The sequence below is a fragment of the Roseateles sp. P5_E4 genome, assembly GCF_054049255.1.
Window position 1 is genome coordinate 43,133 of record NZ_JBFUMS010000020.1, and the last position, 23,082, is coordinate 66,214.

The 23,082-nt window shown below is 65.6% G+C and carries 29 protein-coding genes; all 29 read right to left on the reverse strand.

The genetic code is table 11. From position 1 onward, the window contains the following. Positions 1 to 208: 208 nt before the first annotated feature. The 29 genes from ACXJLH_RS27805 to ACXJLH_RS27945 all read right to left on the reverse strand — a co-directional run bounded on the left by ACXJLH_RS27805 (position 209) and on the right by ACXJLH_RS27945 (position 23,001). Positions 209 to 955, reverse strand: coding sequence for a sigma-70 family RNA polymerase sigma factor (locus ACXJLH_RS27805; RefSeq protein ID WP_457447620.1), 747 nt, complete (start codon positions 953 to 955; stop codon positions 209 to 211). Then, a complete protein-coding gene (fliP, locus tag ACXJLH_RS27810) occupies positions 909 to 1,649 on the reverse strand; it encodes a flagellar type III secretion system pore protein FliP (RefSeq protein WP_457447622.1) in 741 nt (246 codons plus the stop codon). Before fliP ends, ACXJLH_RS27805 begins: the two co-directional genes overlap by 47 nt. Beyond that, complete coding sequence (locus ACXJLH_RS27815; protein ID WP_457447623.1) at positions 1,646 to 1,984, reverse strand: FliO/MopB family protein; 339 nt, start codon at positions 1,982 to 1,984, stop codon at positions 1,646 to 1,648. The genes fliP and ACXJLH_RS27815 overlap by 4 nt, the downstream gene beginning before the upstream one ends. Beyond that, complete coding sequence (locus ACXJLH_RS27820) at positions 1,981 to 2,295, reverse strand: FliM/FliN family flagellar motor switch protein (protein WP_457447625.1); 315 nt, start codon at positions 2,293 to 2,295, stop codon at positions 1,981 to 1,983. The genes ACXJLH_RS27815 and ACXJLH_RS27820 overlap by 4 nt, the downstream gene beginning before the upstream one ends. Positions 2,296 to 2,311: 16 nt before the next feature. Further along, entirely contained in the window at positions 2,312 to 2,827 is a 516-nt protein-coding gene (locus ACXJLH_RS27825) for a FliM/FliN family flagellar motor switch protein (RefSeq protein ID WP_457447627.1), read from the reverse strand. A 194-nt stretch (positions 2,828 to 3,021) separates the two neighbouring features. After that, positions 3,022 to 4,215 carry a flagellar hook protein FlgE gene (locus tag ACXJLH_RS27830; RefSeq protein ID WP_457447629.1) on the reverse strand — a complete coding sequence of 398 codons (1,194 nt, stop codon included), beginning with the start codon at positions 4,213 to 4,215 and terminating at the stop codon, positions 3,022 to 3,024. 57 nt (positions 4,216 to 4,272) lie between these two features. Continuing rightward, entirely contained in the window at positions 4,273 to 4,662 is a 390-nt protein-coding gene (locus ACXJLH_RS27835; protein WP_457447631.1) for a flagellar hook assembly protein FlgD, read from the reverse strand. Then, on the reverse strand, positions 4,646 to 5,746 hold the full coding sequence (locus ACXJLH_RS27840) for a hypothetical protein (RefSeq protein ID WP_457447633.1): 1,101 nt from the start codon (positions 5,744 to 5,746) through the stop codon (positions 4,646 to 4,648). Before ACXJLH_RS27840 ends, ACXJLH_RS27835 begins: the two co-directional genes overlap by 17 nt. After that, a complete protein-coding gene (locus ACXJLH_RS27845; protein ID WP_457447635.1) occupies positions 5,724 to 6,362 on the reverse strand; it encodes a hypothetical protein in 639 nt (212 codons plus the stop codon). Before ACXJLH_RS27845 ends, ACXJLH_RS27840 begins: the two co-directional genes overlap by 23 nt. Then, entirely contained in the window at positions 6,359 to 7,669 is a 1,311-nt protein-coding gene (locus ACXJLH_RS27850; protein WP_457447637.1) for a FliI/YscN family ATPase, read from the reverse strand. Before ACXJLH_RS27850 ends, ACXJLH_RS27845 begins: the two co-directional genes overlap by 4 nt. A 3-nt stretch (positions 7,670 to 7,672) precedes the next feature. Then, positions 7,673 to 8,371, reverse strand: coding sequence for a FliH/SctL family protein (locus ACXJLH_RS27855; protein WP_457447638.1), 699 nt, complete (start codon positions 8,369 to 8,371; stop codon positions 7,673 to 7,675). A 14-nt stretch (positions 8,372 to 8,385) separates the two neighbouring features. Further along, positions 8,386 to 8,844: a hypothetical protein gene (locus ACXJLH_RS27860; RefSeq protein ID WP_457447640.1), complete on the reverse strand. Its 459-nt coding sequence runs from the start codon at positions 8,842 to 8,844 to the stop codon at positions 8,386 to 8,388. After that, entirely contained in the window at positions 8,841 to 10,289 is a 1,449-nt protein-coding gene (gene fliF, locus ACXJLH_RS27865; protein WP_457447642.1) for a flagellar basal-body MS-ring/collar protein FliF, read from the reverse strand. Before fliF ends, ACXJLH_RS27860 begins: the two co-directional genes overlap by 4 nt. 3 nt (positions 10,290 to 10,292) lie before the next feature. Further along, entirely contained in the window at positions 10,293 to 10,595 is a 303-nt protein-coding gene (gene fliE, locus ACXJLH_RS27870) for a flagellar hook-basal body complex protein FliE (protein WP_457447644.1), read from the reverse strand. After that, the gene (locus tag ACXJLH_RS27875) at positions 10,592 to 11,023 is read right to left on the reverse strand and encodes a flagellar basal body rod protein FlgC (RefSeq protein WP_457447646.1); all 432 of its coding nucleotides are present in this window, start codon (positions 11,021 to 11,023) and stop codon (positions 10,592 to 10,594) included. Before ACXJLH_RS27875 ends, fliE begins: the two co-directional genes overlap by 4 nt. Next, positions 11,023 to 11,256: a hypothetical protein gene (locus ACXJLH_RS27880; RefSeq protein ID WP_457447647.1), complete on the reverse strand. Its 234-nt coding sequence runs from the start codon at positions 11,254 to 11,256 to the stop codon at positions 11,023 to 11,025. Before ACXJLH_RS27880 ends, ACXJLH_RS27875 begins: the two co-directional genes overlap by 1 nt. Before the next feature lie 141 nt (positions 11,257 to 11,397). Then, positions 11,398 to 12,474 carry a flagellar basal body P-ring protein FlgI gene (locus tag ACXJLH_RS27885; RefSeq protein ID WP_457447649.1) on the reverse strand — a complete coding sequence of 359 codons (1,077 nt, stop codon included), beginning with the start codon at positions 12,472 to 12,474 and terminating at the stop codon, positions 11,398 to 11,400. A 31-nt stretch (positions 12,475 to 12,505) separates the two neighbouring features. Continuing rightward, positions 12,506 to 13,177, reverse strand: a complete 672-nt coding sequence (locus ACXJLH_RS27890) for a flagellar basal body L-ring protein FlgH (RefSeq protein WP_457447650.1) — start codon at positions 13,175 to 13,177, stop codon at positions 12,506 to 12,508. After that, complete coding sequence (locus tag ACXJLH_RS27895; protein ID WP_457447652.1) at positions 13,174 to 13,854, reverse strand: flagella basal body P-ring formation protein FlgA; 681 nt, start codon at positions 13,852 to 13,854, stop codon at positions 13,174 to 13,176. Before ACXJLH_RS27895 ends, ACXJLH_RS27890 begins: the two co-directional genes overlap by 4 nt. Continuing rightward, complete coding sequence (locus tag ACXJLH_RS27900) at positions 13,851 to 14,612, reverse strand: flagellar hook-basal body protein (protein WP_457447654.1); 762 nt, start codon at positions 14,610 to 14,612, stop codon at positions 13,851 to 13,853. Before ACXJLH_RS27900 ends, ACXJLH_RS27895 begins: the two co-directional genes overlap by 4 nt. A gap of 1 nt (position 14,613) precedes the next feature. Further along, positions 14,614 to 15,321 carry a flagellar hook-basal body complex protein gene (locus ACXJLH_RS27905; protein ID WP_457447655.1) on the reverse strand — a complete coding sequence of 236 codons (708 nt, stop codon included), beginning with the start codon at positions 15,319 to 15,321 and terminating at the stop codon, positions 14,614 to 14,616. Further along, complete coding sequence (locus ACXJLH_RS27910; RefSeq protein ID WP_457447657.1) at positions 15,318 to 17,360, reverse strand: flagellar biosynthesis protein FlhA; 2,043 nt, start codon at positions 17,358 to 17,360, stop codon at positions 15,318 to 15,320. The genes ACXJLH_RS27905 and ACXJLH_RS27910 overlap by 4 nt, the downstream gene beginning before the upstream one ends. Beyond that, positions 17,357 to 18,445 carry an EscU/YscU/HrcU family type III secretion system export apparatus switch protein gene (locus ACXJLH_RS27915; RefSeq protein WP_457447659.1) on the reverse strand — a complete coding sequence of 363 codons (1,089 nt, stop codon included), beginning with the start codon at positions 18,443 to 18,445 and terminating at the stop codon, positions 17,357 to 17,359. Before ACXJLH_RS27915 ends, ACXJLH_RS27910 begins: the two co-directional genes overlap by 4 nt. Next, positions 18,442 to 19,200, reverse strand: coding sequence for a flagellar biosynthetic protein FliR (locus ACXJLH_RS27920; RefSeq protein ID WP_457447661.1), 759 nt, complete (start codon positions 19,198 to 19,200; stop codon positions 18,442 to 18,444). The genes ACXJLH_RS27915 and ACXJLH_RS27920 overlap by 4 nt, the downstream gene beginning before the upstream one ends. A 5-nt stretch (positions 19,201 to 19,205) precedes the next feature. Then, positions 19,206 to 19,472: a flagellar biosynthesis protein FliQ gene (gene fliQ / locus ACXJLH_RS27925; RefSeq protein WP_457447673.1), complete on the reverse strand. Its 267-nt coding sequence runs from the start codon at positions 19,470 to 19,472 to the stop codon at positions 19,206 to 19,208. Between the two features lie 179 nt (positions 19,473 to 19,651). After that, entirely contained in the window at positions 19,652 to 20,803 is a 1,152-nt protein-coding gene (locus ACXJLH_RS27930; protein ID WP_457447663.1) for a tetratricopeptide repeat protein, read from the reverse strand. 16 nt (positions 20,804 to 20,819) lie between these two features. Next, positions 20,820 to 21,473 (reverse strand): tetratricopeptide repeat protein, encoded by a 654-nt coding sequence (locus ACXJLH_RS27935; RefSeq protein ID WP_457447665.1) that lies wholly within the window; start codon positions 21,471 to 21,473, stop codon positions 20,820 to 20,822. Between the two features lie 291 nt (positions 21,474 to 21,764). Further along, complete coding sequence (locus ACXJLH_RS27940) at positions 21,765 to 22,445, reverse strand: tyrosine-type recombinase/integrase (RefSeq protein WP_457447667.1); 681 nt, start codon at positions 22,443 to 22,445, stop codon at positions 21,765 to 21,767. Positions 22,446 to 22,752: 307 nt separating this feature from the next. Then, positions 22,753 to 23,001 carry a hypothetical protein gene (locus tag ACXJLH_RS27945; protein ID WP_457447669.1) on the reverse strand — a complete coding sequence of 83 codons (249 nt, stop codon included), beginning with the start codon at positions 22,999 to 23,001 and terminating at the stop codon, positions 22,753 to 22,755. Positions 23,002 to 23,082 lie beyond the last annotated feature (81 nt).

Below are 23,082 nucleotides of genomic sequence, written 5' to 3' on the forward strand. Positions count from 1 at the left end.
GGCTTGGCAAAGACAACGAGCTGCCGTCAAGCAGCAACCTGACCACCGTGCCCCCCGGGCCGTGGTGACTCAGCCCCCACGCTGAGCCCTTCGGGGCGATGCTCAACAGCCGCGCTGCGTCGCGGCCTGTCAAACAGCCCTTCGGGGCGCCGCCAGGCCCAGCCCTGGCGCAACAAGCCCGGTAGGTGAGCTTGCGAATCCCAACGCGTCAGCCCGCGCCCAGAACGTCTGCACCGTTGAGCTCGCGCAGTCGCTCGCGCAATCGCCGCAGACCCGCGTGGTGGAGTTGTGAAACGCGCCCCTTGGTCAGACCCAGGCCAAGTGCGATCTCATCAAATGGCAACTGCTGAAAGTAGTGCCTAACAATCACTCGCCTCTCACTTTCGGGCAGGCGCTCTGTCAGTTCAGCAATTCGCCGGCGCAGTTGCATCAGTTCAACACGTACGTACGCATTGTCCGGAGTGCTCGGCCCTTCCGATTCATCAACGCCAGCATCGAGCGCGAAGCCCAGGGCAAGTCCAACCGCCAGGTCAGCCAGGCGCTCCAATGCTGAGCCGGCCTGCCCGCCCGTTCCACGCCGTACAGACTCGGCCCGCTCGCGCGTCAGCTGGCGGCGAACGGCGAGCTGGCGCTGCAGCTCGCTATAGCTTGGCAGGCCATTGAGAATGGCCCCCTCAATCCGATACTCGGCGTAGGTTCCAAAGCGCACGCCACGCGCTGGCGAATACCGGTCGATGGCTTCCAGCAAGCCGACGGTGCCGAGTTGCACCAGGTCAGCAAATTCGAGTTCGCTGCCGACTCTGCGCGAGTAAACCCGAGCAGCGATACGCCGCACGAGTGGGGTGTAGGCATCCACCAGTCTCGCGCGTTCGGCAGGCGACTGTCGACTGACCCAGCTGACGCCGATGTCAGTGGATGGTGCCGAGGAGTGATCGGGTGACGATGTTCCAGCCATCGATCAACACGAAAAGCAGCAGCTTGAGCGGCACGGACACGGTACTCGGCGGCACCATCATCATGCCCAGGGCCATCAACACGCTGGCGACGATGAGGTCGATGAGCAGGAAGGGCAAAAAGATGATGAAGCCAATCTGAAAAGCCGTACGCAGCTCTGACAGCATGAAGGCGGGGATCAGGTGCAGCATGCTGACGTCAGCCAGGCTCTGCGGCCGCTCGGCGTGTGCGAGCTCGATCATCAAGCCCAGGTCCTGCTCGCGCGTCTGCCGGACCATGAACTCCTTCAGCGGCTCCACGCCACGATCGGCCGCGACAGCCATCTTGACCTTGCCAGCGAGGTAGGGCTGAACGGCGTCGTCATTGAGTCGCTGCAGTACCGGTTGCATCGAGAACAGTGTCAGGAACAGCGCCAGCGTGATGATGACGACGTTCGGCGGCGACTCCATCAGACCGATCGCGTGGCGCAGCATGGACAGCACGACAACGATGCGCACGAAGCAAGTCATGCAGACCAATGCGGCCGGAATAAAACTGAGGGCGGTGAGACCCAGGAAGATGCGCAGGGCCGAGGCCATCTCGGGCGACTGGGCTCCCTGCTCGGCGAGGCTCCAGGGCGAGGGCGGCGCGCCGGCAGCCCAGGCGGTGCCAACACTGAGCAGCACGGCGGCTGCAAGCAAGCGAGTCAACCTCATGCCGTTGGCACCTCAGCGTCGGGGTCGTCTCGAAGACATTGCGTGCCCGCGGGGCCAACGCTGAGCAGCAGCCGTCGGCCACCATAGCGTGTGACGACCAGCTGGGTCTGGGCTCCCAGGCTTCTGGTCTCCAGCACGTCCACCAGAGGCTCCCGGCCTCGCGGCGGCCAGGCACCTCGCACGACACCGCGGCGGCGCGCCATCCAGAGCATCACCGCAAGCGCCGCAAGGCAAAGGACGATGGCCAGCCCCCACTGCGAGCCGCTGGGCAGCGCCGCCTCGTCGGCGGGTCGATAAGGGATGGCCGCGCTGGCCGAAGTGCCCGGCGGGTTCATGGCTGCGATTCGTGGGGCGCCACCTGGACGATGCGGATGCCGAACTGCTCGCCCACGGCAACCAATTCGCCTCGGGCGATCAGGTTGTCGCCCAGCATCACATCAAAGGGCGCATTGAGCGCACGGTCGAGCGTCAGCACCGCGCCCTCCTTGAGTGAAAGGATGTCTCCCACCTTGCTGCTGGCATGCCCGGCGACAACGGTCAGCTCGGTCTTGACGGCAGCCAACGCGGCCAGGCGCTGGCTCGGGGCGGCCGATTTCTCACCGGCCTGCTCGGCGAGTGCGGGAAGCTCGACAGATTGGATAGTCATGGTTTGTTCAGATGGATCAGGAAGCCAGCCAGCGCACGGCGCGCTGCGGCGGATTGGCGAAGGTGCCGAGATGCGCAGACAACTCCAGCGAGCTGCCGGGCGCGATGACGCGCAGCGGCTCGTCCAGCGTCTCTTTGAGTAGCAGCACGTCACCCGGCGCGAGCTGCATCAACTCGTCCAGGTTGATGTCTGCCCTGCCCAGCTGGGCAACCAGCGGTACCTGAACTTGTGCAAGTGCGTGCTCCAAGTGCACGCCAGGCAACGGCGGGTTTGCAGGCACCCCGAGCCTGCCGCTCGCCCGCAGCTGCGCGCATGTCAGCACAAAGCCACAGCGATGCCCGAGCAGTTCAACTGTGACGTGGGCGCCCCAATCGCCCAGCGGCCCGCTTTCCTCGCCGCCCATCCGCTCAGGCACGAAATGCCCAACGAGCCGGGCCGTCAAGGGCTCTGTCACTCTGCGAATGACTTCGGCGGCGATGGACGATCCGAGCAAGTCGAACTTGAAGAGCGCCTGGGCAATCGACTTCTTCATGTCCGCAGGCGGTGCCTTGAGCAGATCGATGAAGTCATTGGGCTTGGCTGCCTCAGCGGCAATGGGCTCGCACTTGCTTGGGCCCGGCGCTGGCAAGCCCCACGTCGCGGCCCAACCCGACAGCAAGCCGTCCACCTCGCTGGCGATCTGGGGGCAGACCGACGCAGGCAGCCAGGCGAGGACTCGAAGGGTGCTCAACGGTGACCCTTCATATCGAAGAGATCCTGCAGCAGCTCGTTGGCCGTCGAGACGATCCGGGAGGATGCTTGATAGCCGCGCTGGGCGACGATGAGGTCCGAAAACTCACTCGCCAGATCGACGTTGGACCCTTCGATCTGATTGGATCCGATGCTGCCGTACCCGCTTTGGTTGGCTTTGCCAATGTGCACGCCCTGGCGGGACTCATAGGCGAAGTCACTTCCTCCTTGCGGCTTGAGTTCGGAATTGGCGTCGAACTTGGCCAGTGCAATCTTGGCGCCCTGGGCCTTCTGTCCGTTGGAGTAGGTCAGGTTCATCGTGCCATCGGCGTCGAAGCCGATCTGGCTCAGCGTGCCGACGCCGTAGCCATCGCTGCTGCCGATCGCCAGGGATGAAACCGAGCCGGTGTCGAAGCTGGTGACGTTGCCCGAGAAATCCAGCGTGACGTTCGTGCCAGCCACGCCTGCAGGGGTGAAGGTGAAGTTCAGCGTGTTGGCGATCGGCGACGGCACGCCGCTGTTGAACTGGATTTCGCCAGTCATGACTTCGGTGGCGCCATCGGTGATCTTGACCACCCACGTTCCAGCCGCGCCGGTCTTCGGTTTGAAGTTCGCGTTCAGCGTGTGTTCGCCGCCAACCGCATCAATGACCTTGAGGTTGGACAGGTTGAAATCGGTGGCACTGCTCGAAAGATTGCCGCTCATCTTCACCGCCGTCGTCGCCTTGGGCGGGGAGATCCGCAAGCCGTCCAGCGTGATCGCAGTCTGCGCGCTGGCGGCTGTCAGGCCGATGACCTGCCGTTCTGTGCCGCGAACGACAAGCACGCCGTCGCGATTGAATTCGAACTGGCCGGCACGCGTGTAGGTCGCGTTGCCCGTGCCTTTGTCGCGGGTGATGAAGAGCCCCTCCCCGTTCACGTTCAGATCCAGGGGATTGCCAGTCTGGCGCAGCTCCCCGCTGCGGAAGTTGACGACCGTCTGGTCAAAGGCGACGCCGCTGCCAAAGCGCGTCGAGCCGTCCGGGGCTTGACCGGAACCGTCGCTTGGGCTTGCGTAATAGAGGCTGGAAAACAGCGAATCGCTCGCCTTGAAGCCCGGCGTGTTCAGGTTTGCGACGTTGTTGCTGATGACCTTGAGGTCGGCAGAGAAAGTTTGAAGGCCGCTGGTACCAATGAAGATGGAGTCGAGCATGTTGATCCCCTGAAGTCGTTTAGTGATTGGCCGTCGAGCCGGCCACAGTGGCACCGATCACGGAACCGTTCGAATGGCCGTCACATTGGCCAGGTTGATGTCGGTCACGGTGGTGTTGGTCGGCGTCTTGATGGTCAGACGCGGTGAGCCAGAAGTGAATGACAGCCCGGACACCGTCCCGGTCGCGGTGGTCCCGCTTTCCGTTGTGACATCCACGATCTTTCCGAGCAAGCCGACCGATTGCATCGACGCCTGAGCCGTGAGCAGGGAGCCCAGCTTGTCGTTCATCTCCTGCGTCTGCTGCAGTGACGTGAACTGCGCAAGCTGGGTCACGAATTCCGTGTTGTCCATGGGCTTGAGCGGATCCTGGTTGCCCAGCTGGGCCACCAGGATCTTGAGGAAGTCCTGGATGCCGATCTGGGAGATTGCTTCAGTGCTGGTTGCCATGGCGAACGGATTGACTGTTTGATGTTTCGGATGCCGTGGACTCTGAACGGCGGGTGGCGCCCTGCGCCATGTCGTCCTGCTCCTTCGGCGCGTCTTGCAGCTGCTGGTGTCCGTTGACGACAACCTGCACGCGCGCATATCCAGCCTGCATCAGGGCCCTGGCGAGCCCTTGCGCAGCCAATTGCGATTCATGCGAGCCCAATTGCGCGTCTCGCATCGAGGCAAGCACCTCTTGCTCGCTGATCTCGCGAAGCATCAGGTGCTGCTGCGTTGCCTTCTGCTCCGAGCCTGTGGGCCACATCCGCCGCGGTGAAGCCTTGGCGGCTTCCGCGTCGTCCTCCTTGGCTTGCGCAGATGGCATCGATGGCCGGGCCGTAAAGGCTGGTGTGGTGGCCGGTTTGATCGCCGTGGAGACAGGCGCGGTCGCGGCAATTCCCGTCGAGGCCTCATGGTCGACTGCGTTGCCCGGGGAAGCAGTCCAACCGGCCGCCGCCGCGTGCACGGCGCGCTCCTGATCACCTTTGTCGTGCGCCGGCGGGGGTTGCAAGTCCGGCGCCTGCACCGCGACAAATCGCCCGATGCCTGAGCTGCCGGAACCTTCGCTCTGCCACTGCCGCTCACCGGACGGGGCAGGAGCGTTCCTGACCGATACGTCCGATGCCAAGCGGGCGTCGCCCGTTCCCAGAGAAGGGGCGGTACCACTCATTGCAACGCGGTGATCGCCAACGAGGTTGGCCGAAACGCCATTCGCGAGCACCCCGCCGACCTCGGATGCTCTCGCGCTGGCCGCCTGCGGCGCGTTGGCCACGCCGGGGAGCTCCCGCGGCGCGCTCATCGCAACTGAATTCGCGCGAAGCGACGAGAGCTCGACCTGGGCGATCCCTGCCTTCTCGGCCGAGAGGGTCGGATCGTCTGCAGGCGCCGCCTTGCCATCAGGGGGAGCAGCCTGCGCCTGGACTTGATCTGCTCGACCCCACGTGTCCAGCCACTGACGCTCCAAGTCCTGCAGCAAGCGCTTCTGCAAAGCTGTGCTGTCTTCAGGCCGCCCGCGCTGGGCCGTACTACCGCCGTGTATCAACGTCATCGGAACCTCCTCCCTGGGGATGTGTCTTCGCAGAGTCGCCATCGATATCGACTTGGCGCTCCATGGGCGAGCCTGGCGCCGCGACGGGAAGCGCTGGCCTTGGCGCAGCCCAGGCCGGTGTAATTCGCCCTGCCGTCAACGTGCCGTTGCTTCGCGCATGCCCAACCTCGAGCGGACGCGCGAACCGGCCCAACAGCCAGGCCTCCGCGGCATCCTGCGTTTCCTTGTCTCTCGCCTCCCGCCACCGCCGCTCGGCCGCTTGCCGAGACACCTTCTCCAGCGTGCGCTGCACGGCATGGCTCTGTTGCAGGTCTGTCTCCACGGCATCCACGCGACCTTGGCAGGCCTGTTGGGCTTCGCCGGCCGTCGTGGCCTTGTCATGGAGAAACCCGTGGAAGCGGCGATAGGCGCTATCAAGCTCCATGCTGGAGGCCACTTCACGACGCCAGCCTGCCCATGATTCGCTCAGGGAGATGAGGGCCTGGTCGGATCGGATCGCGAGTTGTTCGGCTTGGTACAACTCGTCCCGTGCCTGCTGGGCGCGTTGCATATGGTCGAAGGTCTGCGCTTGACGAGCACGAACTGCGGTTTGGAGCCAGGTCCCGCGCTTCTTCATGATGCCGCCTGCCTGGCCAATGCGCTGGCCAGTGCCGCGCGTGTCTGTGCAAGGCTGGAACGCTCGGCCGGCGACTGCCGCAGGAACTCAGTGATGCGGTCCCAGTTCTGCAGCGCGTGATCCATCTTGGGATTGCTTCCAGCCTTGTAGAGGCCCATGTCCACCATGTCATGCTGACGCCTGTGCACGGCGAGCAGGCTGCGCAACTCCTTGGCCAGCTCGTGGTCGTCCGACTTCAGCAAGTCACCGTCGAGGCGGCTGACGCTGTTCAGCACATCGACGGCCGGATAGTGGCCACCGTTGGCAAGTTCGCGGCTCAGGACGATGTGCCCATCCAAGGTGGCTCGCAGCGCGTCCGAGACGGGCTCGTTCAGGTCGTCCCCATCGACCAAGACCGTGTAGAGCGCAGTGATCGAGCCGGAACCTTGCAGGCCGCCGCACCGCTCGCACAGCGCCGGGATCGCAGAGAACACCGACGGCGTGTAGCCGCGCGCCGTGGGCGGCTGGCCGGCCGCCAGATCGATCTCACGACGCGCCATCGCGAAACGGGTGATCGAATCCATCATCAGCAGCACATGCCGCCCCTCGGCGCGAAAGTACTCGGCAATGCTGGTGGCCGTGTACGCGGCGCGAGCTCGCACGACGGCCGGTTGCTCGGCCGTCGCGACCACCACCACCGTTCTCGAACGGGCTTCCGGGGTCAGGCGCTTTTCGAGGAAATCCTGGACTTCGCGGCCACGCTCCCCGATCAGACCGATCACCGCGACGTCCGCCGTCAGATTGCGCGCCAACATGCCCAACAGCGAACTCTTGCCGACGCCGCTGCCCGCGAAGATGCCCATGCGCTGACCTCGCCCCAGGGGCAGCATGGCGTCGATGGCCCTGACTCCCGTCTCCAGCGACTCGCTGATGGGCGCGCGAGACAGCGGGTTCAGAGGCAGTGGGTGCAGCGGCATCTCTCGCATAGGCCCGGCAACGGCGCCTTCAATCGGCTTGGCAAAGGCGTCAACCACCTTGCCCAGCAAGCTGGACCCGACCCGCACGCTCGGCTGAGCATCCAGCGCCACCACTTCCGTGCCAACGACCAGCCCCTTGCACAGCCCGTAGGGCATCAGCGTGACATGCTTGTCGTGGATGGCGACCACCTCGGCCTCGATGTGCTCACCGCCCGGTGTGCGCAGCTCACAGATGTCACCCAGGGCAACTGCGGGCCCAGAGGATTCGATCCCGAGATCGGTCACCCGCGTGACCCGTCCCACGCGCCGATACAGAGGCAGCTGGGCAAGAGCTTGAGGCCAGGCAGACACGGTTCAGCTCTCAACAGCGGCGCGTTCGCGCCGCAATTGGTCCAGCCTCTCGCGCAGCAGTGCGAGTTGCACCTCAAGCCGCGCATCCAGGGTCTGAACATCCGACTGAATCAGGCAGCCGCCGATGCTGACGCGCGCATCGGCCGCGAACTTCACGCCATCCGGCCACGTGTTCGCTTCAGTCGCACCGCAAGCCACAAGACTTGCCAGATCCTGCGCATGCAGGAACACCGTCAGAGGCCCGTCAAGCCGCGCCTCTGCCAGCACCTTGCGCACCGCCGTCGCGACGGCCTCCGGAGGCTGCTGTCCGAGCAAGCGCGCGACGGCCACGAAGGTCCACTCCGTGACCTCGGTTTCCAGTTGCTCGCGCAACGCCTGGGCCTGACTGGCCAGCGCGGTGGCCAGGCCACGCCATTTCTCGGCCTGCTCCTTGGCATACCTGTCCTGACGCTCCTGGAGCTCCTGCTCGAGTCGCGACTTGGCTGCTTCATCGGCCTGCTGCTGGGCCGCCTGCTGCGCAAGCCGGCGGCCTTGCTCCTCGCCTTCGGCCCGGCCTTGCTTGATGCAGCGTTCCTTCAGCGCTTCGAGGTCGGTCTGGCCGATCCAGACGCCGGGCTCTGCCACCGCAGCGGTCGCGACTTCAGCCTGGCTGCGCAAGACAATTCGCGCAGCTGGCGCATCAGCGGCCTGGCCCGCCTTCAACACGGACGTCGCGCTCATGGCAGCTGCTCCTGGCGCGCCTGCGCAAGCTCGCGCCAGCTCTGCATCACGGCGTCGCGCAAGGCAGGCGTCCAAGCCTGCCCAGCCACGGCGCTGGGGCGAGCCAACAGCTCATGAGGCCAATGCAGCAGCACGGCGCCACGTTGCGACTCCGGCAACGCTGCAAGCAGCAGACTCTGCAATGCCGGGGCCTCGTTCGCCAGCACGAGGCATAGCCCACGCGCCTCCTCGGCAGACATCAGCGCGCCGTGGGAATCCTCGCTCAGCGCGGCGCGAATCACCGCCGCATCCGGTGGAATGCCCAGCCCATTCAGCTCGATCAGCAGTTCACCGAGCACCTGCCGCTCCACCCGCGGCAGTTGCTGCAGCAGCCAGTCACGATCCGATGGCCTGAGCGAGTGCAAGGCCAGGGCTGCGCGACGCAGCCCGGCGGAGGTTTCGGATTGCAGGTTCACTGCTGCGGCCCCAACCATTGCTTGATCGAACCGAGCAAGGCTTCACGTTCGCGGTCACTGAGCACCGGAAGCTCCGGCGCCTGCGGCTGGCGCCGAGTCCACCAGAGCACGCCGACGATCAGCAGCGTCATCGCAAGCACGACCGTCAACACCGTGGCGACCGGGCTCGCACCCCGTTCGACCGATACGACGCTGGGCTGCGTCCGCAGGACCTCAGGCTGGGCTGAACGCGCCAAGGCTTGACTGGCCGCCGGTGCCGGAGGCACCGTGCCCACGCCAAGGTCCGAGATCGAATGCACCGTCACCACGTCGCCGCGCGCCGGTTGCAGCCCGACCGCGGTGGCAACGAGCTGGCGCACCCGCGTGAGCTCGGAATCACCCAGATTGCGCTTGACGACCACTGCCACGTTCAAGTGAGCGATCTGACCGCCCTGCGAGACCGTCTGCGCCACCCGCTTACCGGTCTGATAGTCAGTCTCCTGGGTCTGCACCTGTGCCGCACCTCCACCGTTCGCGTTCGCCTCACCTGCAGGTTCCTTGGTCACCGTCCGTTCACGCGTGATGACACCCGCTGCGTGGCCGCCCTGCTCGCCTTGCGCAGCGCCCAGGACCTCTTCCGTCGTGACACGCGACTGCTCATGGTTGAGCACCGCGTCCACGGCCACCATCGACTCGCCCGGCTGGAACATCTGATCGAGCAGCCGTGCGGCCTTCTTGGCCAGGTGCGTTTCCATGCCTTGACGCGCGTCAAGCTGACCGGCGGCGAGCCCGGAGTCCTCTCCACCGGCTCGGGACAGCACAACACCGTGCTGATCCAGCACCGTGACGTCGTCCGGCTTGATTTCCGGCACCGAAGCCGCGATCAGACGCTGAATGCCCGTGACCTGGTCAGCACGCAGGGATTGGCCGCCTTTGAGCGAGACGCTGACGGAAGCCTTGGCCTTGGGGCCATCCTTGCGGAACAGGGTCTGGTCTGGCAGCGCAAGGTGGATGCGGGCATCCTGCACCTGATCGATCGCGAGGATCGTCCTCGTCAACTCGCCCTGCAGCGCACGCTGGTAGTTGACCTTCTGCACGAAGTCGCTGACGCCGAAGTCAGCGTTGTTGAAGAGCTCGAAACCCACCGCGCCGTGCAGCGGCAATTGCTTGCCCATCAGTGCCAGGCGCGTGCGGTGCACGCTGTCTGCGCCGACCAGAATGGCGCGGCCATCCTCACTGAGGCTGTAGGGTTGCTTGAGCTTGTCCAGCTCAGCAGTCAGCACCGCTGCATCACGCTCGGCTAGGTCGGAAAACAGCACCGCCTTCGGCGTGCGCTGGGCCCACCATGCCACCGCCAGAACGAAAGCAAGGATGGCAGCAAGCCCCAGGCCGAAACCGAGCTTCTTGCGCGTCGACCATCCGTCTAAAAAACCGCCCAACACAGCGGTCCGAGATTCCGTAGCCATCAATTACACCTGCATGCGCATCACGTCCTGATACGCCTCCAATACGCGGGATCGCACCTGGCTGGCGACCTGCATTGCCAATCGGGCCTGCTCCAGTTGCAGCATCACTTCATGCAGGTTTTCGGCCGTGCCCGAAGCCAGCTTGTTGATGCCTTGCTCGGCACCGACCAGCTGCGTGTTCAGGTTGCCCAGCTCGTGCTCCACCCAATTCGCAAAGCCGGGCGCTGCGGCATTCGTGCTGGCCTGTGTCACCTGCAAGGTCTGAGGTTGAATGGCCTCAATGGCTTCAATCGCTTGCCAACTCATCCCTGACCTCCGAGATCCAAGGCCTTGGCGGCCATGGCCCTGGCGGTACTCGCCACGGCCACGTTCGCTTCGTAGGCACGCAGCGCCGTGCTGACGCTGATCATTTCCGTGGCCTGGTCCACAGGGGCATAGGCCACGAAACCCTGGGCATTGGCATGCGGGTGCCCCGGGTCATGCACGAGCCGAGGAGCGAGATCCGGCGCAACGAGCTTGACTTCGCGAGGCAACATTGCAGGCTCCGCAAGCCCCAGCGCGCGACTGAAATTCACCTGCAACGGCTGGGCAACAACCTTTTGAACCGCATACGGCACCTGACCGGCGGGCGCACTGCTGTGCATGTTGGCGAGGTTGAGCGCGGCGACGTCGACACGGCGCTTCTCGAAATCCATGCCGGCAGCGGCAATCTGAAAAACGGCGCGGTAGTCCATCAGCGACGGCCCTCCTGCACGGCCACGGACAGGATGCTCAACTGGCGGCTCATGGCCTTGAGCAGTGCCTGGTACTGCAGGCTGTTGCTGGACAGCGCGGCCATCTCGTCGTCAAGCGCAATGGGGCGGCCGGCCGCCGTCACGACCTGCGGTGCGGGAACGTCCTCGGCCTTGAAGCCGCGACCGGCCGCCAGGTCCGTCGGGATATTGCCGAGCAGTTCCTCGAACTGCACTCGTGAGGCTTTGGCGCCAGCAACGTTGGCGTTGGCGATGTTCTGTGCAATGGCTTGATGCCTTAGCGCGCCTGCGTCCAAGGCGCGACTCACCAATTGCAAAGTGGCAGGGTCAATGAAGTTCAAGAGCGCTCCCCGTAGTTACTGGACGATCAGCTCGGCGTGCAGAGCACCCGCTGCCTTGATCGCTTGAAGAATGGAAATCATGTCGCGCGGCGCCGTCTTGGCCTTGGCCAGTAACTGCACCAGATCGGTCACTCGCGTCGGCCCCGCAGGCACGAACTTCGGTGTGGCCGGCTCCTGAACACGCAACTGGCTGTTCGTGAAGACTTCGGTCCGGACGCCGGAGCTCGGCGAGCGCAGGAACATGGGCTGCGACACGGCAGTCTCGGCAGTGACCGTCACCTTGGTCTCGCCGACGACGACGGCCACCGGGGAAATGCGCACATCGCCGCCAGCGACGAGGGTGCCGGTGCGCTCGTTGATGACGACGCGCGCATGGTGGTCCGGCTCGACAGCCAACGCTTCGACTTGCCGCACGAAGGTGGGCACCTTGGCGCGATAGGCACGCGGCACCTGCACCTCGACGGCGCCGGCATCGCGAACCTCGGCGAGTTCCGCACCGAAGCTCTCATTGATGCGATCCGCCATGCGGCCGGCGGTGCCGAAGTCGGCCTGGTTCAGCACCAGCGAAAGCAAGGGCTGAGCGTCGGGCTCCTCCTGCAAGGCCACTTCGACCGTGCCGCCTCCGCTGACGAGCCCCGCTGTCGGATGGTTCTTCTGCACCTGGTTGCCTTGCGCATCGTGGCGGAAGCCGCCGACAGTCAACGCTCCTTGTGCCAACACGTAGACGCGACCGTCCGCCCCCTTGAGCGGCGCCATCAGCAAGGTGCCACCTTCAAGGCTGCGCGCGTCGCCCACCGAACTCACCGAGACATCCACATGGTCGCCGGGTCGTGAATAGGCCGGCAGGTTGGCAGTGACCATCACCACGGCAACATTGCGGCTTGCAATGTCATCCGACGCGATGCTCAGATCGAAACGATTCAGCAGGTTGGACAGCGTGACGCGGGTTGCCTTGCTGCGCGAGCTGTCGCCCGAGCCGGACAAGCCCGTCACGACCCCATAGCCCACCAAAGCGTTCTCGCGCTGTGCGCCGACGCGGGCCAGATCCTTGAGCCGCACGGACTGAGCCTGCGCCGGCAACAAGGCGCTCAAGACGAGGCAGAAAAGAATCGCCGCACGCATATCAAATCCCGAAGAGGCTGAGCAGCTTCTGCCACCAGCGCGGCCGCTGCATGTCGCCAAGCACGCCATCACCCACGAAAGCCAGCTTGGCTTCGGCCAGCCTGCTCGACAGCACGACGTTCTGTTCGCTGATGTCACGCGGGCGCACACGCCCTTCAGCACGGATGGTCTGCTTCTCGCCGTTGATCTCGAGCAGCTGCTCACCACCCACGCGCAGATCACCGTTCGGCAGCACTTCTCGAACCAGGACTGTGATCTGCGCCAGCACGCGGCCGGCGCGTTGCGTGCGACCCGTGCCGTTGAAGTCGTTGTTGGCCGTGGCACCCGCGCTCTTGTTCCAGTTGGGCAGGCTGATACCCAAACCAACGCTGGAGTCACGGTTCGTGCCGGTATCGGCCGACGACGTGGCCGTCGTGCTCTCGTAGACCATGATCGTCAGCACTTCGCCGATCTCGAAACGACGACGATCAGCGGTCAGGGACTGGAACTGCGCATCGGAGTACAGGCTGCCCCGTGCTCGTGGGCGCGGCGCCGGGCCCGCCGGAGCAACCGGGCTGGCGGAGGCAGCGGCCTGCGGTGCCGCAACGGCTTCGGCCTTTGGTGCGACGCTGTCGAACTCATCGGCCCATGCCCCAACGGAGCTCATGGCCAGGGCGATGACAAGGGCTCTCATTCGTTCACCACCAGTGTTTGCGCGTCGACCATCCGCCCCTCAAGAGGCGTCGCACGCCCCGACGCCTGCGCCCGAGCGATCTCGCCGACACGGGTGGGCGCCAGCAGTTGCGCGGGCATGCGAATCTCCATCGCCCCTTGCGCCAAGACGGCGGTGACGTGATCGCCGCGCACCAATGCCCCCGACGGCAACAGTGAGGCAGCGCTCAGGATCTCGCCGGCTCGCAACGCCATGCGCAGCCGTCCCGAAGGTTGGGGCTGGGCATCCGCGGACTGCACGGCCAGTCCCTCGGGCCAGCGGCGCGACTGCAACTCAAGATCGCCAGGCTGAAGCGCCGCCCCAGGCCCGAGGTCATGCGTGCTTACCCACGCCGGCGCCGTCCACGCCACAGTCACCGGTACCTGCTGAACATACGCACGCCCACCGCCCAACTGCACGCGTACGGGCCAGGTCATTGGTCCGCTGCGCAGAAACTGGCCCTTGGCCCCCTCCATGGCGAGCAAAGAGGCCCCAGCAGGCAATGAAGGGCCTGCAGCCCGGCAGCGCACCTCGACGGTCACCCCCCGTGACTGCGCAAGCCGCTCCAGCCCTGCCTCGGCCGCATCGCACAGCGGGTTGGCTTGGGCGCAGGCAGCGACGGTCAGGCCGCAGAACGCTGAGACGATGACGCGTTTCATTTGCGCAGGTTGTTGGTCATGCCGGCAATCTCGTCGGCAGCCTGCATGACCTTGACGTTCATTTCGTAGGCGCGCTGGGCCACCATGAGCTGCACCATCTCTTCGACCAGCTGGACGTTGGAGGCCTCCTGATAGCCCTGCTTCAAACGTCCTGCGCCGGCCTCGCCGGGAGGCGCAAGCGTGGCCTCCCCAGAGCCTGTGCTGGCCCGCCAAAGACCTTCGCCAGCCGAAGTCAGTGCGGCCGGATTGGCAAATACGGCCAGATCGATGCGCCCCAGGGTGGTGGTGCGGCCAGCATCGTCACGCCCGGTGACCTGCCCGTCCTCGCCAATGCCCAGGCTGCGGACGTCATTGGGCACGTGAATGTGCTGGCGCAGCACGAAGCCATCGGACACCGTCAGGAGTCGCTCGGCGTTGACCTCCAGGCGCGCGCCGCGGCTGAACGCAGGGCTGCCGTCCGGCAGTTGCACCTCGAGGAATCCATCGCCCTGGACGGCGACAGACATGGTGTCATCGACGCGGCGCAACTCGCCCGCCACGAAGGAGCGCTGCACGGCGCCGATCTTCACGCCAGCCGAAACCGCAGACACCTCGCTGGGTCGCTGGCCGTCCATGCCGGCGCTGACAAGGTCACCAAAGCGCAGGTTGCTGCGCTTGAAGCCAGGCGTGCTGACATTGGCGACGTTGTTGGCAATCGTGTCGAGTTGGGCTGTCTGGGCCTTCATGCCGGTGGCGGCAATGTAGAGAGCGTCATTCATATCAGTTGTTCTCGCCCAGGCGCCGGATCGCGGTCGCCTGCATGTCGTCAGCAGCCTGGAAGACTCGAACCATGGTCTCGGCATGGCGGGTGGTGCTCATCAAGGTCACCATTTCCTGGCTGGGGATGACGTTGGATTGCTCCAGGTGTCCGCTGCGCACACCGATCACCGCAGACTCGGCGTCCCATTGACTGCTGTCCGCCACATAGAGCCCGTCGCCGAGCGGACGCAGCGGCAAATTAGGTTTGACGCCGATGAGCCGCAGCGCATCCAGCACTTGACCCTGCTGCTTGAGCTGCCCCTGGGCATCGATCTCCAGCCCCGTGCGCTGATCGGCACGCAAGCTGATCGGGCCGTGGGATCCCAGCACCTTGTGCCCCGCCAGCGTGCGCAACAAGCCTTGCGCATCGATCTGGAATCCCCCCTGTCGGCTCAATGCCTGGCTTCCATCATCCGACTCGAGCAGGAGGTAGCGCCCGTCGGGCAGCGCGACGTCGAGCGCCTGGCCCGTGGCGTTCAGCTTGCCCGTTCTGACGTCGGTCTGCACCTGCAACTCGCTCGTGGCGCTCATCAGGTCGGCGAACGGCGTCTGCACGGCAACCTGGCGCTTGTAGCCGGGTGTGGAGAGGTTGGCAACGTTGTGGCTGGTCAGCTTGAGCCGATCCAGGTCGTGCTGCAAACCGATGGCGGCGATTTCCAAGGCGTTCATTTGGAGCTTTCAGTGGACGGCAGGCTCAGGCTGCCAAAGGCCTTGAGCGGGATCAGGTTGGGCACCTCGGTGACCGCCAGGATGCGCATATGCGGCAGCGCACGCTCAGTGAGTGCGCGCAGATGGCGCCGCAGGTCCGGCGCGCAGAGCAGGACGGGCAGCAGATTGCTGCGAACCATCTGCTCGGCCAGCACGATGGCCCTGGCGAGCACCTGCTCGATGAATCGGGGATCGGTCGGCGTCGCGTCCTGCGCGCCTTGGCGCAGGCGTTGCTCCACGCTGGGATCGAGCGTCAGCACGTGCAGGGCCTGGCCCTCACCCATGAGCTGCTGGCAGATCGACGCTCCGAGGCGCTGGCGCACGGCTTCGGTGAGAAGCGCCGAATCCTTGGTGGTGCGGCCCGCATCGGCCAAGGTCTCGATGATGCCCTCGGCGTGCACGAGACTGACCTTTTCGCGCAGCAGCGCCTGAAAGACCTTCTGCACATCGACGACACCGAGCACGGTCGGCACCAGCTCCTCGACCAATCCAGGCTGCGCATCCCGAACCCGGTTCAACAGCCGATCTGTTTCGGCGCGTGTGACCAGGTTGGCACAGTGCTGGCGCAGCGTCTCGCTCAGGTGTGTGACGAACACCGTCGGCGTGTCGACCAGTGTGTAGCGCGCGGCGCGTGCCTTCTCGCGCTCGCTCTCGTCGATCCACACGGCCGGCAGCCCATAGGTCGGCTCGCGCGTCTCTATGCCCTTGACGTGCTTGGTGTCACCGCTCGGATGGATGGCCAGCAGCTTGTCCTCGTGCAGCTCGCCACGGCCGTAGACCACGCTGTAGATCGCGAGCTCGTAGGCGTTCGCTGCCAGGCGGGCCTCGTTGATGAAGCGCACGGCGGGCAGCAACAGGCCGAAGTCCTGCGCGAACTGCTTGCGCAGCGCGGCGATGCGCTGCATGAAGACCGATTCCTCGCCCTGAGCCAAGGCTGCGAGCGCGCTGCCGATGCGCACCTCGACCGGATGGACGCGGGGCACGAGATCGTCGCCCTTGGGCTTTTCCTCTGTCGAAGCTTCAGCCTCCGGCTCGTCACCTGGCTCGCGACGCAGGCCGGCCATCAAGGCCAGCAAAGCGAGAACGGTTGCGACGGTGAGCACAGGCAACGCGGGAATGCCCGGCAGCATCAGCAGGACCATCAATGCGCCAACCACCAGCCAGATCGCCTTTGGGAAGCTGGTGAGCTGCTTGAGCACCTCGCCGCTGAGGTTGCTGTCCGAGGCCGAGCGGGTGACGATGATGCCGGTGCCGACTGAAATGACCAGCGCCGGAATCTGCGTGACGATGCCGTCACCCACCGTCAGCAGCGTGAAGGTCTGCAGCGCTTCGCTCCAGCCCATGCCGCGCTGCATGACGCCGATGACCAGCCCACCTACGATGTTGATGAGCAGGATGATGATGCCGGCCACGGCATCGCCCTTGACGAACTTGCTGGCACCGTCCATCGCGCCATAGAACGCTGCCTGCCGCTCCAGCGTCTTGCGCCGGCGCTGGGCCTCGGGCTGGTCGATGAAACCCATGTTCAGGTCGGCATCGATGCTCATCTGCTGGCCGGGCATGCTGTCCAGCGTGAAGCGCGCCGCCACCTCCGACACGCGCTGAGCGCCATTGGTCACGACGACGTACTGCACGACGACCAGGATCAGGAAGACGATGAGGCCGATGACGAAGTTGCCCGCCACGACGTAGGAGCCCACTGCCCCGATCACCTGGCCGGCGCCGGCGTCCGTCAGGATGAGCCGCGTGGCGGCGACGTTCAGGGACAGCCGGAACAGCGTTGCGATCAGCAGCAGCGACGGGAAGGTCGAGAACTCCACCGGCCGATGCATATAGAACGTCAACATCAGCAGCGTCAAAGCGAAGCCGACGTTGGCCAGGATCAGGAAGTCCAGCAGCCCGGCCGGGATCGGTGCGAACAGCACCGTGAGCACTCCCAGCACCACCACAACGAGCAAGATATCGGCATGGCGGCCGAACGCACGACGCAGCGAGTTCATGCGGGCCTCATTCCGCTGCGGGCTTCACGCAGGCTGCGCAGCCACACCAGGATGCGCGCCACCGGCGGATACCACTGCTCCGGCACATAGGCGTCCTGAGCAACCTCTTTGTACAGAGCACGGGCCAGGCGTGGGCTGTGAACAATCGGCACACCCGCCTTGTTGGCGGCGCGGCGAATCTGTTGCGCCAGCATGCCCGCCCCCTTGGCGACGACCAACGGCGCGGGCGTCACGCCGTGCTCATACCTGAGTGCCACGGCCACGTGCGTGGGGTTGGTGATCACCACCTGCGCCTCGGGCACCTTGCCCACGGAGCGAGCCGCTTTCAGGAACTGCATGCGGATCTCGCGCTGGCGGTTCCGGATGCGCGGATCGCCTTCGCGATTCTTGTGCTCGTCCTCGATCTCGCGCTTGCTCATGCGCAAGTTGCGCAGGAAATCCCAGCGAACGAAGAGCAGGTCGATCAACACGAAGATCAGCAGCACGGCGCACAGCTTGGCGACCAGGCCTCCCGAGGACTGCATCACACGGAAGAGCAACGCCTTGCCCGGCAACCCAAGCAATTTCAGCGCGTCCGGCAGCAGCGCCTGGAGCGCAAGGAAGGCCGTGCCGATCAGGGCTGCCAGCTTGAGCGTGCTCTTGAAGGCCTCGTAGAGCAGGCGCATCGAAAATAGCTTCTTGAAGCCCTGCACCGGGTTCAATCGCGTGAAGTCAGGCTTGATTGGCGTTGACGAAAACACCAGGCCGCCGCTTTGCAGGACACCCATCAGAAGCGCCGCAACGACGACCGCGAACAGCAACGGCGCGAGAACCAGCATCGCGTCATTCAATCCACGCTCTGTCAGGCGCGCAGCACCCGCCGAGTCATCCACGATGCCCGGGGGCAACGCCAAGCCGCGGGCGAGCAACCCGGCCAGGCCCTTGATCGCTGGCACGAGCAACGCATAGGCGGCCAGCATCATGGTCACGAGCACCGCAAAGCTTGCCGCCTCGGTGCTGCGCGCCACTTGGCCGCGCTTGCGCGCCTCATCCAGCTTGAAAGGTGTCGCCTGCTCGTTGCGATCCAGATCCTGCTCACGACTCATGGCAACACCCCTTGCCAGAAGTCGAACACGCCGGCGTAAAGCCGCCTCAGCGCCGGCGCCATGCCAGGCGCAGCGATGGCCAGTGTCGACAGGCCCACCAGGACCTTCACAGGCATGCCAACGAACAGCACATTCATCTGCGGCAGGACTCGCGAGGTCACATCCAGCACGAGTTCAGTCAGCAGCAGCATGAAAAGCGCCGGCGCCATGACGACGATCGTCATGGTGAACATGGCGCCCATGACACGCGCAAGGATCGAGGCATCGGGCAGTCGCCACAGTCCACCGGGCGGCACCCATTGAGCGACCTGCGCGATACCGCGCAGTAGCGCGTGGTGCCCGTCGACGCCAAAGAAAACGCTCATGCCTACCAAGGTCAGGGCGACGCCCATCACTGGCACGTTGGCACGCGTCACGGGGTCCAGCACCGTCGCCATGCCAAAGCCCATTTGCAGGTCAAGCAGCCGCCCTGCCATGGAAAGCGCCGCAAACGCCGCGTGCAGGGACAAGCCCAAAAGCGTGCCGAACGCCGCCTCACTCAACAGGAGCAAGGACAGCCCGCCAATGCCGGCAGGCACGGGCGTGCGCAAGCCCAATGCAGCACACAGGCTGCCCGATAACGCGAGCGTGAACAGCACCCAGAAGACAGGCGGCGCCTTGACCGCCTGAGCGAGTGGGCTCAGCGTCAACAGGGCACCAAGGCGTGCCCACAACAAGAGCACGGCCACCGCCCAAGCGGGGTCGATCCAGGGCATTGGAGTTACACCAGTCGGGGGATCGCGCGAATGAGGGCACTGCTGTAGGCCACCAACTGGCCCAGCATCCACGGCCCCGCCATCACCAGCACCGCAACGCTGGCCAGCAGCTTGGGGATGAAGGTGAGCGACATCTCCTGAATCTGCGTGACCACCTGAAAGATGCTCACAGCCAGACCCACGATCAGCACAGTGAGCAGCAGCGGCGCAGAAATCGCCACGGCCTGCCACATCAGCTGAGCAAAAAGATGAAGCGAAACGTCTGGCGTCAAAGCGCCACCCTCCCTGAAACGTGCCCCGTATTGATGAATGTCGGCGGTTCGTTCCACCGATCTTTTCTAGGGCGCGATTCTTCCGGCGAACTCGCCTTGGGTTTAGGGAGAACTACCCGCGTATCAGGGGGTTAGCCACTCACTCAGGGGGGCCGTCGCTCGGCGCGCCCCCGCAGCCATCAGGCCAGGCGAGCGGTCATCTTCTCAAGCATCGCCCGCAGCGCCGGGTTGCGACTGGCCGCCATGCCCATGAAGCGCTCCAACGCCCGCGCCAGCCATTGGGCGTCGAGGGCATCCGGTCCGCGTTCGAGCACGGTCTTGGCGACCAGCACGTTCGTGGAACGCGGATCGAGCTTGGATGCCGTGCGCAGATGGCGCTCGGCGGCGTCGCGATTGCCGCGCAGGGCGGCGATCAAGGCCAGGCCGCCATGGGTCTCGCCAAAATTGGCGTCTTGAGCCAGCGCAGCTTCGAAGCTGGCCGCAGCACCATCAAGATCACCGGCCAGCAATTGCAGCCAGGCCAAGGCGTGCCAGCTGCCCAGATGGCTTGGCGCTACCTCGACGGCCACCTTCAAAGCCTCCGTCGCCTGCGGCAGCTGGCCCTGGGAAGCCAGTGCCAAGCCGCGCCCCAGATGCGCGCGACCGAGCTGAGGCTCGACGTGTGCGCTTTGCGCAAAGCGCTCCAGCGCCACAGCCGCATGCCCTTGACTCAGCTCCACAAAACCTGCCGCGGCAGCCAGCTCCGCATGGCCTTCGATCGCCCGTGCGTCCACACGCGACAGCAGTTGGGCCGCCTCGTCGATGCGTTCGGCGTCCAGCAGCAGGGTCGCGATGGCAGCTTGCCCTTGCAAGGGCAACGCCGCGCCGCGCCCGGCCTCCCAGGCTTTGGCCTCGGCCAGCGCATCCTCCAGCGCGCCCACGTGGTGGTGGGCACGAATGCGCAGCAGCCAGACGGCATCACCCTCGCCGGGCGGCAGCTCGATGGCCTTCAAGCCGGCGAGCGTCGGCGCCACCTCTGCCCAGTCGCCCTGCTGCGCATGGCTTCGCGCCAGCTCCTGCAACACGGCCGGGTGCGAGTGGCCTTCAGTTACCAACTCCCGCAGCAGCGTCACCGCTTTCGCGGCATCGCCGCCCGCGCGCTCGGCAACTGCAAGCCGATAGCGTGCCAGTGCATCGCCAGGCTGGATTTCCAGCAACTGCTGCAGGGTCGACCTGGCGGCCGCCCAATCCCCCATCTGCAACTGCTCATCTGCCACATCCGCCAGCAGAGTCGGGTTGCGCGGGTCATGCGCCAGATAGTCCAGCAAGCGGCTCAGTCGATCTACTGTCATCGCAAATCCAAGGCAGTCAGTGCGGCTTGCCGCCGGTGTAGGCAGAGATGAAAAGGTGGCCGGGGTCCTGCTCTGCCTCGCCGTCGGCGGGTTGAGCGTCCTTTTGCGGCACAGGCGCAGTGCTGTTCACGCTCGTCGCGGGCTGCTCGGCGGCAGGCGCACCCTCCCGGCCGGGCAAGTGCTGAATCGCGTCGATGACGCGTCGCATGTCGCCGTTCAGCGGAGCGTTGTCCTGGTTGCGCGCTACGCCGTCGCCAAGGGCCTGCACCGCTTGATCGAACTCGTCGGCCGCAAGATGCAGCATGCCGCGGTGGAAAGCTGCGAGATAGGCCTGCGGATGCGACTCGCCGAGCAACGCCAGCGGCGCCCACACCGCCTTGGCAGCGTCCACTTCACCGGAGGTCATATGGAGCATGCCGAGTTGGAACCGAGCCAGCGGAAAGTCCGCGCCCTGCTCCACGGCCCTGGCCATCGCCGCCTTGGCCTCAGCAGCAAGCCCAAGCTGCGCGTACTCGCTGCCGAGCATGAAGAGCGCCTCGACCGAGGCATCGGCTCGGCTGGCCGCTTCTTTCAGGTAGACCAGGGCATGCCCGGCATCGTCGCGCCGCGAGGCGTCCAGGGCCAGGGCGAGCAGTTCGGCTTGGTTCAGCGTGGCAAGAGCGTCGGACATAAGTCGAGAGGGGTAACGGCAAGCAGCGGATTCGCTGGCGGGCGCGATTGTGCAGCCTCGAAAAGACGGGCTGGGCGCCTATGTGGGGGATGCGCCGAATCAGCGCGCGCTGACGTTCTGCGCGCGCTTGGCTCCCGAGCCCTGGCAGCCCGCGCCGCTGTCGGTGCGCGAACTGCGAGCCCTCGTGGAGCGGCTGCTGGCGCTCAAGGACATGCAACAGCAGGAAGCCAATCGGCTTGAAGCCCAAGGCGACAGCGCGGTGTTGCGCACCTCCATTGAAGCGCATATCGGCTACTGCTGCACCCAGTGCAAGGCCCGCTCGCCCAGCGGCAGCAGCCGGTCCTTGCGACCCTTGCCCTCGCGGATGAGCACCACGCAGCGCCCGGCGTCCACGTCCCCGAGTTCCAGCCGCGTGGCCTCCATCCGGCGCATGCCCGTGGCGTAGAGCACCTCCATCAGCGCGCGGTCCCGCAGGCCCAGCGGCGTGCTGGTGTCGGGCAGCGCGAGCACCGTGTCCATCTCCTGCGCCGTGAGCACGCTGCGCGGCAGCCGCCGGATGCTGCGCGGCAGGTCCAGGTCCGCCGCCGGGTTGGCCGGGATGGCGCCGGAGCGGGTCAGCCACTTGAACCAGCCCCTCAGCGGCACGAGCTTGCAGCGCTGGCTGGCGATGCTCAGCGGCGCGCCGTCCGCCTTGCGGTAGTGGTACAGCCAGCGCTGGTAGCGCTCCAGCACCGCGCGGCTGACGTGCTGCGGGTGGGTGACGGAGCGCTCATCGCACCAGGCGATGAAGTCACGCAGGTAGCGCTCGATGCTGTAGAGGCCCAGCTCTGTGCTGCCCAGGATGGCCCGATGCTCGACGTAGCGGCGCATGGCGGCGTAAAGGCCCGTGGCGTCGCGCGGGTCGCCTACGGCCACGGCGAAGCGCTGGCGCGGGTTCGGTGTGTTCCGGTAAGGATGGCTGCCGGTGCGCATACGTCAGACCGGTGTCGGTAGGACCAGGGCTTCGCGTTCACGCGGGAACAGTGCTTCGGTGCTCTGATTCCCGTTCACGTCCTCGCCATCGGGCTGCGGCCCGCGTGGCGACTGGGTTTTCTCAGTCGTTGCACCACCCCGACCAGGGGCCGACCGAGGGCCGACCACCCCCCGACCGGAGGCCGACCGAGCGGGCTTTGACCCCGGCCGGTCGCTGTTGTAGTGATGGGCTTGAGGCCCGTCCAGGTCGCGCAGCCCGCACAGGTGCGCGCGCAGGGCCTCGCCGTCGTCACCGTCATACAGCAGCTCATAGCAGTGCGTGAGCCCTCGGCGGTGCACGGCCAGGAAACTCCATTTCCTGTAGCCGCGCCAGGTGCACCTTGAGCTGTGTGTCGCCCCAGCGCAGCGCCTCGCGCAGCTCGCGCCGCGTGAAGCGCAGGTCTGCCGGCGTCACGCCCTTGGCCTGGCACTGCTCGCGCGCCCACTCGCGCAACAGCGTCAGCAGCTTGCGCGTCTGCGGCGGTAACCCCGCCTTGCCATACTCTGCGTCGAACATTGACTGGCCTGCATCTCAGATGCCTCGTATGCGCTCAACAAAGCAGTTGGGCGTTTCGCACCGAATCTCTAAGCTGCCAGG

Coding starts and splice junctions, on each gene's coding strand:
- ACXJLH_RS27830 (WP_457447629.1), bottom strand. CDS start 4,215: ATGCTCGACTCCATCTTCATTGGTACCAGCGGCCTTCAAACTTTCTCT.
- ACXJLH_RS27945 (WP_457447669.1), bottom strand. CDS start 23,001: ATGTTCGACGCAGAGTATGGCAAGGCGGGGTTACCGCCGCAGACGCGC.
- ACXJLH_RS27805 (WP_457447620.1), bottom strand. CDS start 955: ATGGCTGGAACATCGTCACCCGATCACTCCTCGGCACCATCCACTGAC.
- ACXJLH_RS27815 (WP_457447623.1), bottom strand. CDS start 1,984: ATGAACCCGCCGGGCACTTCGGCCAGCGCGGCCATCCCTTATCGACCC.
- ACXJLH_RS27905 (WP_457447655.1), bottom strand. CDS start 15,321: ATGAACGCCTTGGAAATCGCCGCCATCGGTTTGCAGCACGACCTGGAT.
- ACXJLH_RS27920 (WP_457447661.1), bottom strand. CDS start 19,200: ATGCCCTGGATCGACCCCGCTTGGGCGGTGGCCGTGCTCTTGTTGTGG.
- ACXJLH_RS27825 (WP_457447627.1), bottom strand. CDS start 2,827: ATGAAGAAGTCGATTGCCCAGGCGCTCTTCAAGTTCGACTTGCTCGGA.
- ACXJLH_RS27820 (WP_457447625.1), bottom strand. CDS start 2,295: ATGACTATCCAATCTGTCGAGCTTCCCGCACTCGCCGAGCAGGCCGGT.
- ACXJLH_RS27875 (WP_457447646.1), bottom strand. CDS start 11,023: ATGGACTACCGCGCCGTTTTTCAGATTGCCGCTGCCGGCATGGATTTC.
- ACXJLH_RS27845 (WP_457447635.1), bottom strand. CDS start 6,362: ATGAAGAAGCGCGGGACCTGGCTCCAAACCGCAGTTCGTGCTCGTCAA.
- fliP (WP_457447622.1), bottom strand. CDS start 1,649: ATGAGGTTGACTCGCTTGCTTGCAGCCGCCGTGCTGCTCAGTGTTGGC.
- ACXJLH_RS27915 (WP_457447659.1), bottom strand. CDS start 18,445: ATGAGTCGTGAGCAGGATCTGGATCGCAACGAGCAGGCGACACCTTTC.
- ACXJLH_RS27890 (WP_457447650.1), bottom strand. CDS start 13,177: ATGAGAGCCCTTGTCATCGCCCTGGCCATGAGCTCCGTTGGGGCATGG.
- fliE (WP_457447644.1), bottom strand. CDS start 10,595: ATGAGTTGGCAAGCGATTGAAGCCATTGAGGCCATTCAACCTCAGACC.
- ACXJLH_RS27930 (WP_457447663.1), bottom strand. CDS start 20,803: ATGACAGTAGATCGACTGAGCCGCTTGCTGGACTATCTGGCGCATGAC.
- ACXJLH_RS27910 (WP_457447657.1), bottom strand. CDS start 17,360: ATGAACTCGCTGCGTCGTGCGTTCGGCCGCCATGCCGATATCTTGCTC.
- ACXJLH_RS27935 (WP_457447665.1), bottom strand. CDS start 21,473: ATGTCCGACGCTCTTGCCACGCTGAACCAAGCCGAACTGCTCGCCCTG.
- ACXJLH_RS27835 (WP_457447631.1), bottom strand. CDS start 4,662: ATGGCAACCAGCACTGAAGCAATCTCCCAGATCGGCATCCAGGACTTC.
- ACXJLH_RS27940 (WP_457447667.1), bottom strand. CDS start 22,445: ATGCGCACCGGCAGCCATCCTTACCGGAACACACCGAACCCGCGCCAG.
- fliF (WP_457447642.1), bottom strand. CDS start 10,289: ATGGCTACGGAATCTCGGACCGCTGTGTTGGGCGGTTTTTTAGACGGA.
- ACXJLH_RS27895 (WP_457447652.1), bottom strand. CDS start 13,854: ATGAAACGCGTCATCGTCTCAGCGTTCTGCGGCCTGACCGTCGCTGCC.
- ACXJLH_RS27840 (WP_457447633.1), bottom strand. CDS start 5,746: ATGACGTTGATACACGGCGGTAGTACGGCCCAGCGCGGGCGGCCTGAA.
- ACXJLH_RS27900 (WP_457447654.1), bottom strand. CDS start 14,612: ATGAATGACGCTCTCTACATTGCCGCCACCGGCATGAAGGCCCAGACA.